Raw genomic sequence first — 14,709 nt, forward strand, 5'->3', positions numbered from 1 at the left:
GGACGCTCAGAAGCTCATGAAGTAACCGCCGTTCACCGGCAGGTTGGCGCCGGTGATGTAGCCGGCGTCGTCGGCGGCGAGGAAAGCCACGGCGCGGGCGATGTCCGCCGGCGAGCCGAGCCGGCCGACCGGAATGCCGGCGATGATCTGGGCGCGGATGTCGTCGGGCACGGCCGCCACCATCGGCGTGTCGCAGTAGCCGGGCGAGACGGTGTTGACGGTGATGCCCTTGCGCGCGGTCTCGCGCGCCAGCGCCATGCTGAAGCCATGCACGCCGGCCTTGGCTGCCGAGTAGTTGGTCTGGCCGAACTGGCCGGTCTGTCCGTTGACCGAGCTGATGTTGACGATGCGACCGAAGCCGCGCGCGCTCATGCCGTCGACCACGTGGCGGCAGATGTTGAACACGCCGTCCAGATTCACCTGCATCAGCTCGTGCCATTGCTGCGGGCTCATCTTGCGCAGGCTGGCGTCGCGGGTGATGCCGGCGGCGTTGACCACGATGTCGACGCTGCCGTGGCGGTTTTCGACCTGCGCGAGCGCCTGCCGGCAACTTTCGAAATCGCTGACGTCGAGCGGTGCGAAGTCGACCGCGCCACCGAATTCGGAGAGTTCGTGGTGGAAGGCGGCGACCCGTTCGGTGCGCGCAGCCAGATCGAGCGCCACCACCTGGCGCCCGGCGCGGGCAAGGTGGCGGCAGATTTCGGTGCCCAATCCGCCGATGCCGCCGGTGACGATGGCAACGCGTCGTGGAGTGTCGGTCTGATTCATCGGGATCGCTTCGCTGGCCGGCTCACGCTGCGTGGCAGCACATGTTGTGCTGCAGCGTCCGGGAAAGGTTGGGGCGCCGGCGACGGAGCGGGGCCGTCGCGGCGCGCGGGATTCAGCCGGGCTTCTTGCCGCTGCGCGTGCCGGCCGGCGGCGGGGTCGGCATCACCTTGGCGGCGGTGTCCATCAGCCCGCGCTGCATTGCCTGGAACGCCGCCATGTTGCGCTCGGTCAGGTCGTTCAGCGTGTTCCAGGGGGTTTGCCCCATGAGGTTGTTGAGCTGGCTGCGGAACTGGGTCTGCTGGTCGAGGAACACCTGCAGGCTGCGCTCCAGATAGGGGCCCATGAAGCCCTGCAGCGAGTCGCCGTAGAAGCGGATGATCTGGCTGAGCAACTGCGGCGACAGCATCGGCTGCCCCTTGTCCTCGTGCTCGGAGATGATCTGCAGCAGCACCGAACGGGTCAGATCCTCGCCGCTCTTGGCGTCGCGGACCTCGAAATCCTCGTTGTCCAGCACCAGCTGGCGGACTTCCTCCAGCGTGATGTAGCTGGAGATCTCGGTGTCGTAGAGACGCCGGTTCGGGTACTTCTTGATGATGCGTTTGTTTTGTGCCATGCGCCACAAGCTAGCAGAAGATATTGCGGCGCACCAGTCGGCGCCGCCGTTTCATGCTGCGGCATCCGGGCGCAGCAAATCCGCCTGTTTCAGTGCCCCGGGGCACCGCCGGCATTGCCGAACGGCGGGCGCGCCAGCCACAGCAGCGGGATCATGGCGAGGAACAGCACGGCGCAAACGAGGTAGACGTCATTGACCGACAAGGTCAGCGCCTCGCGGGTGATCAACTGGTCGACCACATCCAGCCCCTGCCGCATGGAAAAGCCGCCGTGCTCCAGGCGCTGCAGGAAACTGGTCGCGGCGGGCGCCGCCGGCGTGATGTGTTCGGTCAGCACGGCGTGGTGGTATTCGCCGCGATGCTGCCACAGCGTCACCGTGGCCGCGGTCGAGACGCTCGACGCCAGCGTGCGGCAGAAGTTGGCCAGGCCCGAGGCGCTGGCGACCTGGTCCGGGTTCAGGCCGGACAGGTACATCTGGTTGAGCGGGATGAAGAAGCAGGCGATGCCGATGCCCATCACGAAGCGCGGCAGCACCAGGGTGCCGAACGAGGCGGAGCTGTCGAAGCTGGCGAACCAGAACGAGGTCACCGCGAACACGATGAAGGCGAACGTCACCACCGCGCGCAGCTCCAGCCGCTGGATGTTGGCGCCGATCACCGGTGCCATCAGGAACGCCAGCACGCCCACCGGCGCGCTGGCCAGGCCGGCCCAGGTGGCGGTGTAGCCGAGGTCGATCTGCAGCCACAGCGGAAACACCACATTGATGCCGAAGAACGCCATCATGCCCAGCGACAGCGCCACCACGGCCACGGTGAAGTTGCGCCGCTTGAACAGCGCCAGTTCGACCACCGGATGTCTGGCGTGCAGCTCCCACACGATCAGGAAGGTGAGGCAGACCAGCGCGATGATGCCCAGGGTCAGGATCATCGGCGAGGCGAACCAGTCGTGGTCGTTGCCGTTGTCCAGCATGAACTGCAGCGCGCCCACGCCGACCACCAGCAGCACCAGCCCGATCACGTCGATCGGCATCTTGAAGGTTTTCGTCTCGCGTTTGTGCAGCAGCGCCCAGGTAATCAACGCGGCCAGCGCACCCACCGGCACGTTGATGTAGAAGATCCACGGCCACGAGAAATTGTCGGTCAGCCAGCCGCCGAGGATCGGGCCGAAGATCGGCGCCACCACTACCGTCATTGCCCACAGCGCCAGCGCCATGCCCTGTTTCGCCTTCGGGTAGCTCGACAGCAGCAGGGCCAGCGACAGCGCCACCATCGGGCCGGAGCCCGCGCCCTGCAGCAGGCGGCAGATCACCAGCATCGGCATGCTGGTAGCCATGCCGCAGAGCATCGAGAACAGCACGAACAGCGTCACCGAGCTGATGAAGGTGCGCACCTCGCCGAAGCGTCGCGCCAGCCAGCCGGTCAGCGGCTGCATGATCGCGCTGGCCAGCGCGTAGGAGCTGATCGTCCAGGTGCCCTCGCTGGGACTCACGCCGAGGCTGCCGGCGATGTGCGGCACCGAGACGTTGACGATGGTCATGTCCAGCACTTCCATGAAGGTGCTGAAGGCGACCGCGATGGTCAGCAGGACCAGGGCGCCGCCTTGCAGCGGCTTCAGGGACGTGGTGTCGTCGGGCGTGGCGGCCATCGGCTCGACTCAGCGGGCGTCGCGCGGCAGGTTGGCGCGGATGACCTGCTCGGCCTCGGCGTCGGCCTTGGCGGCCATCTGGGTATAGACGTCGGTCTGCGCCACCGGCTGCTGCGCCGGGGTGGCGGCCAGCACGCTGCCCTTGTCGTCGGTGATGTCGATGGTGACCTCGCTGGACAGGCCCACCCGCAGCGGATGCTTGTCCAGCTCGGCGTTGTCCAGCGAGATGCGCACCGGCACGCGCTGCACCACCTTGATCCAGTTGCCGGTGGCGTTCTGCGCCGGCAGCAGCGAGAACACGCTGCCGGTGCCGGCGCCCAGGCCGATCACCTTGCCGTGGAACACCGCATCGTCGCCGTAGAGATCGGAGACGACCGTCGCCGGCTGGCCGATGCGGATGTGGCGCAACTGGCTTTCCTTGAAGTTGGCCTCCACCCACAGATCGTGCAGTGGCACCACCGTCATCAATTGCTGCCCGGGCTGCACGCTGTTGCCCAACTGCACGCTGCGCTGCGCCACGTAGCCGGAGACCGGTGCGTAGATCGCGTTGCGCTGGGCGGCGATCCACGCGGCGCTGAAATTCGCGCGGGCCTGCATGACGCCCGGGTTGCGCGCCACGTCGGTGCCTTCGATTGCCGCATGCGCCGCGGCTGCCTGGGCCTGCGCGCCGGCCAGCGCGGCGCGCGCCTGCGCCACGCCGTCGCGCAGGTGCTGCACGATTTCCGGCGATTCGGCGTGCGCCGCCAGCAGCGGCAGGTGGCGTTTGAGGTCGGCGTCGGCCTTCTGCAGCGCGAGCCTGGCTGCGTCGACCTGGGCGTCGGCACTGCTGGCCGAACTGGTTTGCTGGCGCACGCCGCGCACGGCCTGGGCCAGTGCGCTGCGTGCCTGTTCCAGGCGCACCTTGGCGTCGGTGGGGTCCAGCCGTACCAGCACCTTGCCGGCTTCGACGCGCTGGGTGTCGTCGGCGAGGATCGCCACCACCGTGCCGGGCACCTGGGCCGAAATGGCCACCTGGTTGCCGCCGACGTAGGCGTTGTCGGTCTTGACCCGGGTGGAGAACACGAAGAACCACAGCGCGAACCAGGCGAGCCCGGCGAGGATGAACGCGGCGGCCACGATCAGCAGCGCGCGCCGACGCTTGGCCGCGTCCTTCGCGGCCATGCCGCTGTCGTTGGCGTCGACAGACGACCGGTCGGTTTCAGTGGTGCTCATGGGCGGGCTCCAGCGGTAACGGAAGAGGTGGCATCGGCGTTGCGGTCGGCGGCGGAGGCGTCGCGATAGCCGCCACCCAGCGCCTTGACCAGCGCGAGGTCGGTCGCCACGGCTTGCGCCTGCAACTGCACGGCCGCGTCGCGCTGCTGCAGCCATTGCGCCTTGGCCACCAGGCTCTCGCGGGCGTCGCGCACGCCCTGGGCGGCGCGCGCCTGCGCGTTGGCCAGCAGTTGCCGCTGCGCATCCACGCGGGTGCGCTGGACCACGCGCCGCGCGGCGATCTGTTGTGCGCCGAGCGCCTGCGTGGCGACTTCACGGGCGGCACCCAGCACCGTGCTGTCGTACTGCGCGATTGCCGCGTCGAGCTGGGCCTTGCTCACACCGTAGTTCGCCTTCAGCGCGCCGCCATTGAAGATCGGCAAGTGCAGCGCCGGGGCCAGCGAGAACGTGCGGCTGCCGGCGGTGAACAGCTTGCCCAGGTCGATGCTCGACAACCCGGCCATCGCGCTGATGCTGAAATCCGGGAAGAACTCGGCGCGGGCGGCGTCGGTCTGGCGCAGCGCGGCTTCGACCTGCCAGCGGCTGGCGGCGATGTCCGGGCGGCGCGAGATCAGGTCCAGCGCGGCGTTGGCGGGAATGCCTTCGTCGACGCGCGGCAGCGGTCGCGGCTGCAGCTCGGGCAGCTGTTCCGGTGCCACGCCGAGCAGCGAGGCGAGCGACACGCGGCGGATCTTCGCCGAGCCTTCCAGCGCCACGCGCATTTCCTGCACGGCGGCCAGTTGCGCGCGCGCCTTCTGCGCTTCGTCCGGCAAGTCCACGCCCTGCTTGACGCGCAGATCGGCGATGCGGCTGAACTGCTGCTGCGTGGCGAGCGCTTGATCGGCCAACTGCAGGCGCGCCTGGTCGGCCTGCCAGCCGAAGTAGGTATCGGCCACGGCGTATTGCAGTGCCAGCGCCGCAGCGCTGCGCTGCGCTTCGGCCGCGTGCGCCTGGTCGAGCGCTGCTTCCAGCGTGGCGCGCTGCTTGCCCCACCAGTCGAAGTCGTATTTGAGCTGCGCACCGAGGTCGGCCTGGTTGTACCAGCTGAAGCCGAGGAACTGGCTCGGGATCAGCCCGTGGTCGCTCAGCCGTTGCCGCGCCACCTGCGCGCTGCCGTTCACCGACAGCCCGAGCTGCGCCGCTGCCAGCCTCGCCGACTGCTCCGCCTGGGCCACCCGGCTCTGCGCCATCGCGAGGTCCGGCGACTGGCGGGTGGCGCTATCCATCAGGTTGTCCAGCTGCGGATCGTGGTATTGCCGCCACCACTGCGCCGCGGGCCAGCCGGCGCGCTCGGGCGCCTGCAGCCCGGCCAGCGGCACGTCGCCGCGCAGGTCCGGTGCCAGCAGCCTGGCCGGTGCAGCGCAGGCGGCCAGGGTCAGGGCAATCAGGGCGGCGAGCATCGCGCGTCCGCCCGGCAAGGCGTGCTTCATGCGGGAATCCTTCATGGCAGGCGCTGTTCGCCCAACTGGTCGAGATTGGCGGCGAGCTTGCGCAGCAGCCGGTCGAACTGACGCATGTCGCCGGCGCTGAAGCCGCCGAACATGGCGCCCACCTGCGGGAACATCGGCGGCAGCATCTTCTGCACGAAGCGCCGGCCGGCAGGGGTGATGCGGATCAGTACGCGGCGGCGATCCTCCTTGCTGCTGCCGCGGGTGATCAGGGCGCGCTTGACCAGCGCATTGGCGATGCGCGTCATGTTGGTGGCGCCCTGGGTGGTGAACTCGCACAGCTCGCCCGGCGTGGAACTGCCGTCCGGCCGGCTGTACAGGATCATCAGGGTCAGGAACTCGCTGTGGTTGAGCTTGTTCGGCTTGAGCTTCGCCTCCAGCTCGCGGTCGATGGTGGCGCCGAGCATCAGCATGAGCCGGCACATCCGCGCTTCCGCCACGGGCATCTGCGGGACGAGCTGGCCGACCCGGTCGATGCCTTCGTCCATCATCGCGATGCAGTTTGCGAGAGTCGCCATTTCACTGATTTATAATTCACCAGTGAAGTAAATTAGCAGGCGCCGATGGCCCGGGGCAAGTGACAATTGTCACGGGTTCCGGTCGAGGCCGAACAGGCGGCGGGCATTGGCGGAGGTGGCTTGCGCCACGTGCTGCTCGCTCTCGCCGCGCAGCTCGGCCACGCAGCGCAGGATCTCGACCAGTCGCGCCGGTTCGTTGCGTTGGCCGCGGTGGCCGGCGTCGGGCTGGTCCGGCGCGTCGCTTTCCAGCAGCAGGAACTGGATCGGCATGGCGGCAACGATGCGCCGCAGGCGCTGCGCGCGTTCGTAGGTCACCGGGCCACCGATGCCCAGGTGGAAGCCGATGTCCCACAGCTTTGCTGCCTGTTGTTCGCTGCCGGAGAAGCTGTGCACCACGCCGCGCGCGCCGGGGCAGCGGCGCAGGCTCAGGCTCACCTCTTCCAGTGCCTGGCGTGCGTGCACGATGACCGGCAGATCCAGTTCGCGCGCCAGCCGCAGCTGGATTTCGAAGAAGCGTTGCTGCAGGTCGCGATCGGGCCCCGCGCCGTGGTAGTCCAGGCCGATCTCGCCCACGGCGACCGCGGGGTGATCGCCCAGCCAGTCGCCGAGGCGCTCCAGGTGCTCGGGCCGATGGCGGTCCATGAACAGCGGATGCAGGCCATAGGCGGGATGGATGCCGGGTCGGTCGTCGCACAGGGCATGGATGCGCGGCCAGCTTTCGGCGTCGGTGGCCGGGACCACCAGTTGGCCAACGCCGGCCGCTTCGGCCCGCGCGATGACCGCGGCGCGGTCGGCCTCGAACGCCTCCAGGTCGAGATGCACGTGGCTGTCGATGAGCAGTTGCATGGGGAAGATCCGTGAATGTGGGCGCGACTGCACGGCAAGTGCGTGAAAACCATGTCATAACTTCGAGCTAGCTGCGATTCAGTCTGGCATCGGTTCAATTGACTGCGCAGGTTGTTACGTCCGCTGCACATCCCGGGCGGTAGGCTGCGCTCAAACAGAGGAGTAGGAAGTGATGAACACGTTGATGGTCAATGTACTCAAGGCGGCGATCGCCGCGGCGCTGGTGACGGGAGTGTCTGCCTGCAACCGCAGTGCGGACGCCGGCTCGACCGGTGCGGACGGCATGGCCGCGAGCGCCGATGCCGGAGTGAAGTACGGCAAGGTCGTCTCCGTCGACCCGGTGCGCACGACGGTGAACAACCCCAAGCAGGTCTGCCATGACGAGACCGTCACGCACACCGCACCGCCGAAGGACCAGCATCGCATCGCTGGCACGGCGATCGGCGCAGTGGTCGGCGGCCTGGTCGGCAACCAGGTCGGCGGCGGCAAGGGCAAGACACTGGCCACCGTGGCCGGCGCGGTCGGCGGCGGCTACGCCGGCAACCGGATCGAGGCGGCGCACCAGAAGGGGCAGGTCACCACCAGCGTCGAACGCCGCTGCGACACGGTCAACAACACCAGCAGCAAGATCGTCGGCTACGACGTCCGCTACGTCTACGACGGCGTCACCCGTACGGTCCGCATGGATCACGACCCCGGTGATCGCGTTGAGGTGAAGGAAGGCGTGACCGTGGTATCCGACGCTCATTGAGCTCATTCATCCCACAGGAGCACCTGATGACTGCACGCATTGCAAAACTTGCACTGGCCGCATCGATGACGACGGGCCTCGCCCTCGCCGGTTGCGCGACCCAGCCTTACGGCAACAGCAACAACGGCTACTACGGAGGCCAGTCGTCGGCTTACGGCAACCAGCCGGTTCGCTGCAACACCTGCGGCGTGGTGCAGGAGGTTCAGCAGGTGTATCTGGAGAACAGCGGCAACGGTGGCACGCTGGGTGCGATCATCGGCGCGGTGGCCGGCGGCGTGCTCGGCAACCAGGTCGGCAAGGGCGATGGCCGCAAGGCCGCGACCGTGGCCGGCGCGGTGGCCGGCGGCGTGGTCGGCAACCAGGTCGGCAAGCGCAGCGGTGGCGACAAGGTGGCCTGGCGCATCGTTGTCCGTCTGGACGACGGACGCTACGCCACCGTGACCCAGCGCGAGAACCCCGGCCTGCGCCAGGGCGACTACGTCGAGGTGCGCGGCGATCACGTCTACCCGCGCTGATCGTCCTTGACATACGGACGTCTGGACGTCCAAAAGAAAAGGCCACCGGAAGGTGGCCTTTTCTGTGTCTGCGATACCTGCCGCTCAGTTCACTGCGTAGAAGGCGTGGTCGCCGATCGTCACGCTGGGGCGGTTGTGCGACCACGAGGGGGAGATCGTGGTGGTCGCGAAGTGATCGGCGTGCGGCACCAGCATGCGACGCTGCGCCAGGGGCAGCTGCCAGTTGTGGATCGAGTTTCCGGCGACGTCCCACGCCTTCACGAAGGCAGGGAGGTTGCTGATCTCGAATGATCCGGACGTGGTGGTGGTGGCGAACTGGTGCGGTGCCGTGACCACCTTGCACACGGTATCGCCGTAATGCCCGCGATCGCGCCGGCGCAGCGCCACCTCGGCCACCGCCAGCTGGCCGTCGGTAGGCTGGCTGCGTGCTTCGAGATAGACGGTCGTGGCCAGGCAGGCCTGGTCAGCTACCGGCTGGGGCATCAGTGTCGTCAGCCACAACAGCAGGGAAAGTTTCATGTTCTGCCTCCAACGTGCTGTACGCGCGAAGCCGGTCTCGGCTTCTTGCGCCGTTGCGGTGGACGGGCGGGCAGGCCGTTCCACCTGGATCTGTCGCCCGGGCCGAAACTTGTGGCCAGGGCGCTGTGCCACGGGATTGTGGCGATTCGAGCGGCTCTGCGAAGCCGGCCGGAAGGGTTGTGCCGGGAACGGTGCCGTCATGCGGGCGTCGCGTTGCTTCCGGCGGCTTTGCCTCGAAGGATGGCAAGGCCTGTTCTCATCCGGCATTGCTGCTGCCGGGTCGCGCCGATACGGATTCATCCGGTTCGTCGCGTCAATCGACACCCCGTGTACCGGGTGCCGCGATATTCGATCGGCGGAGCCTAGTGGCGGGAAGCGCCGCTGGCAAGTGCCGCGATGGGCGGATTTAACTTGCACTCACGTGTCGTTGACAAGTGCCATCGCGAAAAAATCCCCGCGTGTCCGCACGTCATGTTCATGCGGACCATGACGTCTGCAGCGTCAATGCAAGTGCACGCTGGAATGACGGCGTAGCGCCTGCGCGAAGTTGTGCGGCAATGTCGTCGTCCAGCACCAGCAGCACGTCGGACGCGCCGTCGCCGTCGACGACATCCAGCACGCAACCGACCTCGCGATCGTCGATGCGCAACGCGTCGCCGGCCTGCACCGGCTGCGACGTCGTGCCGCGGTGCAGGTGGCGCTTGTGGCCACCGCGAAAATGCAGTCGCGCCACGATTTCCTGGCCGGGATAACAGCCCTTGTCGACAGCCACCGCGTCGAGCCGCTGCAGCGACAGCGCCGCGGGCAACGACGTTCCGAGCATCGGCGCCGGCAGCCACGGCCAACCGTCGCGCAACTGCAGCGCGCGCCATGCGTCGTCCGTGGAAGCGGTCGCGGAAACGAGCAGCGCATGCGAGCCGCACCCCAGCGAAACGGCGTCGCCTTCCATCGTCATCACATGCAACGGTTGCGCGGGGCCGGTACTCAAACCGCGCGCCGGCAGCGCGGTCAGCCGGACCCGGGAGCGGAACACGAATCGCTGCAGCGCCTCCACCATCGCCGCGGCTTCGCCGCCGCGCAACAGCAACAGGTAGCGTTGTTCTTCCAGCCGCGCCAGGTGGAACAGCGCACGCACGCGACCTTTCGCATCCAGCCAGGCGCTGAATTGCCAGCGGCCCACGGCAAGGCCATCCACCTTGCTGCTGAATTGCGCGTGCGCGAATGCGCCTGCATCGGGACCTTCGAGCAACAGTGTTTCGGCGATCGGGGATGCGTGCATGGTCTGGGAAGTTTGGGGCAGTCGCGCCGTTGCGCAAGTGAGCGGCATGGCCGCCATGCGGTGCGGCGCCCGCGGGCCGATGGTTGTGCTGTCCGGGGGCAAGTATTAATCTTCAGCGGCTGACAAACACCATGTCCAATACCTCAGTCCCCATCGAAACCACGCCTGCCCCCGTCAAGCCGGAGACGACCGCCAAGCCGGCCGATCCGCCGCCCGACAAGGCAGCCTTGGAGCGTCCAGCTCCGGACCCCACGCGCTACGGCGACTGGGAAAAGAACGGGCGCTGCATCGACTTCTGAGCGGGGCGCCCGGCACGGGGCGCGGCATCAAGGGGCGAATGCAGCAGGGATATCAGCGATTCCACAGAGGATAGCCGCCATGGCAGAGAAGCAACGACCGCTTTCCCCGCATCTGCAGATCTACCGCAAGCAGGTGCAGATGATGACCTCCATCACGCATCGCGCCACCGGCATCGCCCTCGCGGTCGGCGGCTTGCTGGTGGTCTGCGGCCTGCTGCAGCTTGCCGCCGGCGAAGATAGCTTCAACCGCTTCAAGGGCATCATCGGCAGCCCGGTCGGGATGGTGCTGCTGTTCGGCTGGAGCTGGGCGCTGTTCTATCACCTCTGCAACGGCATCCGGCACCTGATCCAGGATGCCGGACTCGGTTACGAGATTCCCCAGTTCGTGCGTTCGAGCTGGCTGTCGGTTGCCGGCAGCATCGTGCTGACCGCTGCGACCTGGGCCTGGGTAATGATGGCCGGAGGTGCGGCATGAACCTGCGTGTGGGAACCGACGACGTGCGCAGCCAGCTGCGCAATCCGATGAAACTCGCCCGCGGACTGGGTTCGGCGAAATCCGGCGTGGAGCACTGGTGGGTGCAGCGGTTGACTGCGGCCGCGCTGGTGGTGCTGGGCATCTGGTTCGTGATCACCGTGCTCGGCCTGCTGCACGCGGATTATGCGGCGGCGCGCGCGACGGTGGCCAAGCCGTGGAATGCGCTGCTGCTGATCGTGTTCGTGCTGACCATGTTCTGGCATGCCGTGCTGGGCTTGCAGGTGGTGGTCGAGGATTACGTGCACACCCGCTGGAAGGAGGTCGTGCTGCTCGTGGCGATCAAGTTCCTCGCGGTGCTGGGCGCACTGGCTGGCGTGCTGGCCGTGTTGCGCGTGGCGCTGACCCCCTGAGACGAAAACGCGAGGCCGGGATTCCATGGAAAGCTACAAGGTTCAGCAGCATCTTTATGACGTGATCGTGGTCGGCGCCGGCGGCGCCGGCTTGCGCGCCACCTTCGGTCTCGCCGAGAAGGGTCTGAAGGCGGCGTGCATCACCAAGGTCTTCCCGACGCGTTCGCACACCGTGGCGGCGCAGGGCGGCATCGCCGCCGCGCTCGGCAACATGAGCGAGGACAACTGGCGCTTCCACTTCTACGACACCGTGAAGGGCGGCGACTGGCTCGGCGACCAGGACGCGATCGAGTACATGTGCAAGCACGCGCCCGAAGCGGTGATCGAGCTCGAGCATTACGGCGTGCCGTTCTCGCGCACCGAGGACGGCCGGATCTACCAGCGTCCGTTCGGCGGCATGACCACGCACTACGGCAAGGGCACGGCGCAGCGCACCTGCGCGGCCGCCGACCGCACCGGTCACGCGATCCTGCACACCCTGTACCAGCAGGCGCTTGCGCACGATGCGACCTTCTTCGTGGAGTACTTCGCGATCGACCTGGTGTTCGACGCCGAGGGCGTGTGCCGCGGCGTGCTGGCGCTGGACATGAACGAAGGCACCATGCATTTCTTCCGTGGCCACGCGGTGGTGCTGGCCACCGGCGGTTACGGTCGGGCTTACCTGAGCGCCACCTCGGCCCACACCTGTACCGGAGACGGCGGCGGCATGGTGCTGCGCGCGGGCCTGGCGCTGCAGGACATGGAGTTCGTGCAATTCCATCCCACCGGCATCTACGGTGCCGGCTGCCTGATCACCGAGGGCGTGCGCGGCGAGGGCGGCTACCTCACCAACTCCGAGGGCGAGCGCTTCATGGAGCGCTACGCGCCGCATGCGAAGGATCTCGCCTCGCGCGACGTGGTCAGTCGCGCGATGACGGTCGAGATCAACGAAGGCCGCGGCGTCGGCGAGCACAAGGACCACATCTTCCTCAACCTGATGCATCTCGGCCCCGAGGTGATCCACGAGCGGCTGCCCGGCATCGCCGAGTCGGCGCGCATCTTCGCCGGCGTCGATGTCAGTAAGCAGCCGATCCCGGTGTTGCCGACCGTCCACTACAACATGGGCGGCATCCCCACCAACTACCACGGCGAAGTCGTGCAGAAGCGCGGCGACGACGTGGATGCCGTGGTGCCCGGGCTGTTCGCGATCGGCGAAGCGGCGTGCGTGTCGGTGCACGGCGGCAACCGGCTGGGCTCCAACTCGCTGCTCGACTTGGTCGTGTTCGGTCGTGCCGTGGCGCATCGTTGCGCCGAGATCATCCAGCCCGGCACGCCGCACAAGGATCTGCCCGCCACCGCGCTGGACAAGGCGCTGGAGCGCTTCGACCGCCTGCGCAACGCCAACGGCAGCACGCCCACGGCGGCGATCAGGCTGAACATGCAGCGCACGATGCAGCGCTACGGTGCGGTGTTCCGCACGGGCGAGACGCTGGACGAAGGCAGCCAGAAGATCTCCGAGGTGTTCAAGACGTTCGAGGACGTCAAGGTCAGCGATCGTTCGCTGGTCTGGAACACCGATCTGATCGAGACGCTGGAACTCGCCAATCTGCTCGAGCAGGCGGTGGCGACCATGCACTCGGCCGCGCAGCGGCCGGAGAGCCGTGGCGCACACGCCCGCGAGGATTTCCCGGAGCGCGATGACGAGCACTGGCTCAAGCACACGCTGGTGTGGGTCGACCGCGAAGGCGCCACCCGCTTCGACTATCGTCCGGTGCACCTGGACACCTTGACCGACGAGGTGGCTTCGGTCCCGTTGGCCAAGCGCGTCTACTGAGTCGTTGCGTTCGATGTCACGTCCCGTTTTCGAGAATATGGAAGGGCAATGCCATGGGTGAATTCACGCTGCCACGGAACTCCAAGATCCAGCCCGGCAAGCATTACCCGGCCAAGGATGCGAAGAAGCCGCGCACCTTCCGCATCTATCGCTGGTCACCGGACGACGACAAGAATCCGCGCATCGATACCTACGAGATCGACCTGGCCGCATGCGGTCCGATGGTTCTCGACGCCCTGCTGAAGATCAAGAACGAGATCGACCCGACGCTATCGTTGCGCCGTTCCTGTCGCGAGGGCATCTGCGGCTCGTGCGCGATGAACATCGACGGCACCAACACGCTGGCGTGCATCTGCGCGATCGACAGCGTCGCCAGCGGCGACGTGAAGATCTACCCGCTGCCGCACATGCCCGTGGTCAAGGACATCATCCCGGACCTCACCCATTTCTACGCGCAGTACGCCTCGATCAAGCCGTGGATTCGCACGCAAAGCCCGGCGCCGGGCAAGGAGCGCCTGCAGTCGCCGGAAGATCGCAAGAAGCTCGATGGCCTGTACGAGTGCATCCTGTGCGCCTGTTGCTCCACCAGCTGCCCCAGCTACTGGTGGAATGGCGACAAGTACCTCGGTCCGGCAATCCTGCTGCAGGCCTACCGCTGGATCGTCGACTCGCGCGATGAAACCACCGGCGAGCGCCTGGACGACCTGGAAGACCCGTTCAAGCTGTACCGCTGCCACACGATCATGAACTGCACCCGCACCTGCCCCAAGGGGCTGAACCCGGCCAAGGCGATCGCCGAGATCAAGAAGCTGATGGTGGAGCGGCGCAGCGCATGATGCGTCGTGGATAAGGGCCGCCTGCGCTGGCGTGCCCGCCGCGGCACGCGCGAACTGGATGCCATGCTGGGCGGCTGGCTCGACGAGCGTTTCGAGCAGGCCGACGAGGCACAGCGGCAGGCGTTCGACGAATTGCTCGACACGCAGGACCCGGAGCTGTGGGACTGGATGATGGGCCACGCCCGTCCCGACCGAGCCGACTGGCAGATCATCATCGATGACATCCGCGCCCGCCATCGGCTTTGATTATTCCCCGTCGCGGCTGCTGCCGCGCTACCTGCTGCTGGTGGCGACGCTCGCCGCGATCGGCGTGCTGGTCAGCGCCTTGCCGCCCTGGCTGCGCGCGGTGACGGTGGTTGCGCTGGCACTGGCGGCCTGGCAGGCGTGTCGCCGATTGGCGATGACTGTCGTGGCTGCCGCCGGCTGGAGCGCAGAGTCGGGCTGGACCCTGCATACCGTGGACGGCGAGGATCATCCCGCCAGCCTGGCTTCGTTCCGCGTGCTGGGCGATCTGGTGTGGCTGCGCATGCAATCGGCGCAGCACGGCATCTGCGTGCTGCTGCTGGCGCCGGACAACAGCGACGCCGACATCCGCCGTCGCCTGCGCATGCGCCTGGCGACGATGCAGCCGGGTGAGGCGCTGCCGCGCTGGTGAGGCAACTTCGTCGAATCGGCGCGGTCTTGTCGAATGACCGATAATGCCGGTCCGGGCGGCCCGCCCCGTG

18 protein-coding genes are annotated in these 14,709 nt (G+C 67.4%); 9 read left to right on the forward strand and 9 right to left on the reverse strand.

The window, feature by feature from the left end; genetic code table 11:
* Nucleotides 1-6: 6 nt before the first annotated feature.
* The 7 genes from phbB to ACVCL9_RS03345 form a co-directional block, all read right to left on the reverse strand.
* Complete coding sequence (phbB, locus tag ACVCL9_RS03315) at nucleotides 7-768, reverse strand: acetoacetyl-CoA reductase (protein WP_447099123.1); 762 nt, start codon at nucleotides 766-768, stop codon at nucleotides 7-9.
* Between the two features lie 112 nt (nucleotides 769-880).
* Nucleotides 881-1,381, reverse strand: a complete 501-nt coding sequence (gene phaR / locus ACVCL9_RS03320) for a polyhydroxyalkanoate synthesis repressor PhaR (RefSeq protein ID WP_395117937.1) — start codon at nucleotides 1,379-1,381, stop codon at nucleotides 881-883.
* An 89-nt stretch (nucleotides 1,382-1,470) separates the two neighbouring features.
* A complete protein-coding gene (locus tag ACVCL9_RS03325; protein ID WP_447099122.1) occupies nucleotides 1,471-3,024 on the reverse strand; it encodes a DHA2 family efflux MFS transporter permease subunit in 1,554 nt (517 codons plus the stop codon).
* A gap of 9 nt (nucleotides 3,025-3,033) precedes the next feature.
* Nucleotides 3,034-4,236: an HlyD family secretion protein gene (locus tag ACVCL9_RS03330; RefSeq protein WP_447099121.1), complete on the reverse strand. Its 1,203-nt coding sequence runs from the start codon at nucleotides 4,234-4,236 to the stop codon at nucleotides 3,034-3,036.
* Nucleotides 4,233-5,705 carry an efflux transporter outer membrane subunit gene (locus ACVCL9_RS03335; RefSeq protein ID WP_447099120.1) on the reverse strand — a complete coding sequence of 491 codons (1,473 nt, stop codon included), beginning with the start codon at nucleotides 5,703-5,705 and terminating at the stop codon, nucleotides 4,233-4,235. The genes ACVCL9_RS03330 and ACVCL9_RS03335 overlap by 4 nt, the downstream gene beginning before the upstream one ends.
* Before the next feature lie 11 nt (nucleotides 5,706-5,716).
* Complete coding sequence (locus ACVCL9_RS03340; RefSeq protein WP_447099119.1) at nucleotides 5,717-6,241, reverse strand: MarR family winged helix-turn-helix transcriptional regulator; 525 nt, start codon at nucleotides 6,239-6,241, stop codon at nucleotides 5,717-5,719.
* A 69-nt stretch (nucleotides 6,242-6,310) separates the two neighbouring features.
* The gene (locus ACVCL9_RS03345; protein ID WP_447099118.1) at nucleotides 6,311-7,087 is read right to left on the reverse strand and encodes a TatD family hydrolase; all 777 of its coding nucleotides are present in this window, start codon (nucleotides 7,085-7,087) and stop codon (nucleotides 6,311-6,313) included.
* 172 nt (nucleotides 7,088-7,259) lie between these two features.
* Between ACVCL9_RS03345 and ACVCL9_RS03350 the strand changes: the two genes are divergently transcribed.
* On the forward strand, nucleotides 7,260-7,838 hold the full coding sequence (locus tag ACVCL9_RS03350; RefSeq protein WP_395117948.1) for a glycine zipper 2TM domain-containing protein: 579 nt from the start codon (nucleotides 7,260-7,262) through the stop codon (nucleotides 7,836-7,838).
* 26 nt (nucleotides 7,839-7,864) lie between these two features.
* Nucleotides 7,865-8,353, forward strand: coding sequence for an outer membrane lipoprotein (locus ACVCL9_RS03355; protein ID WP_395117950.1), 489 nt, complete (start codon nucleotides 7,865-7,867; stop codon nucleotides 8,351-8,353).
* Nucleotides 8,354-8,437: 84 nt separating this feature from the next.
* On the opposite strand, the gene ACVCL9_RS03360 is transcribed toward ACVCL9_RS03355, so the two are convergent.
* Both ACVCL9_RS03360 and ygfZ read right to left on the reverse strand, forming a co-directional pair.
* A complete protein-coding gene (locus ACVCL9_RS03360) occupies nucleotides 8,438-8,872 on the reverse strand; it encodes a cell wall hydrolase (protein WP_395117952.1) in 435 nt (144 codons plus the stop codon).
* Between the two features lie 475 nt (nucleotides 8,873-9,347).
* Nucleotides 9,348-10,151, reverse strand: a complete 804-nt coding sequence (ygfZ, locus tag ACVCL9_RS03365) for a CAF17-like 4Fe-4S cluster assembly/insertion protein YgfZ (RefSeq protein WP_447099117.1) — start codon at nucleotides 10,149-10,151, stop codon at nucleotides 9,348-9,350.
* Between the two features lie 131 nt (nucleotides 10,152-10,282).
* On the opposite strand from ygfZ, the gene ACVCL9_RS03370 reads away from it, so the two are divergent.
* The 7 genes from ACVCL9_RS03370 to ACVCL9_RS03400 all read left to right on the forward strand — a co-directional run bounded on the left by ACVCL9_RS03370 (nucleotide 10,283) and on the right by ACVCL9_RS03400 (nucleotide 14,639).
* Nucleotides 10,283-10,450: a DUF1674 domain-containing protein gene (locus tag ACVCL9_RS03370; RefSeq protein ID WP_395117956.1), complete on the forward strand. Its 168-nt coding sequence runs from the start codon at nucleotides 10,283-10,285 to the stop codon at nucleotides 10,448-10,450.
* Nucleotides 10,451-10,529: 79 nt separating this feature from the next.
* Complete coding sequence (sdhC, locus tag ACVCL9_RS03375; protein WP_395117958.1) at nucleotides 10,530-10,925, forward strand: succinate dehydrogenase, cytochrome b556 subunit; 396 nt, start codon at nucleotides 10,530-10,532, stop codon at nucleotides 10,923-10,925.
* On the forward strand, nucleotides 10,922-11,335 hold the full coding sequence (gene sdhD / locus ACVCL9_RS03380; RefSeq protein ID WP_395117960.1) for a succinate dehydrogenase, hydrophobic membrane anchor protein: 414 nt from the start codon (nucleotides 10,922-10,924) through the stop codon (nucleotides 11,333-11,335). The genes sdhC and sdhD overlap by 4 nt, the downstream gene beginning before the upstream one ends.
* 25 nt (nucleotides 11,336-11,360) lie before the next feature.
* Entirely contained in the window at nucleotides 11,361-13,148 is a 1,788-nt protein-coding gene (gene sdhA / locus ACVCL9_RS03385; protein ID WP_395117962.1) for a succinate dehydrogenase flavoprotein subunit, read from the forward strand.
* Nucleotides 13,149-13,201: 53 nt separating this feature from the next.
* Nucleotides 13,202-13,984, forward strand: coding sequence for a succinate dehydrogenase iron-sulfur subunit (locus tag ACVCL9_RS03390; RefSeq protein WP_395117964.1), 783 nt, complete (start codon nucleotides 13,202-13,204; stop codon nucleotides 13,982-13,984).
* Between the two features lie 63 nt (nucleotides 13,985-14,047).
* Nucleotides 14,048-14,230 carry an FAD assembly factor SdhE gene (locus ACVCL9_RS03395; RefSeq protein WP_395121375.1) on the forward strand — a complete coding sequence of 61 codons (183 nt, stop codon included), beginning with the start codon at nucleotides 14,048-14,050 and terminating at the stop codon, nucleotides 14,228-14,230.
* Nucleotides 14,202-14,639 carry a protein YgfX gene (locus ACVCL9_RS03400; protein ID WP_447099116.1) on the forward strand — a complete coding sequence of 146 codons (438 nt, stop codon included), beginning with the start codon at nucleotides 14,202-14,204 and terminating at the stop codon, nucleotides 14,637-14,639. Before ACVCL9_RS03395 ends, ACVCL9_RS03400 begins: the two co-directional genes overlap by 29 nt.
* Nucleotides 14,640-14,709 lie beyond the last annotated feature (70 nt).

This window comes from Rhodanobacter sp. UC4438_H5 (assembly GCF_052978405.1).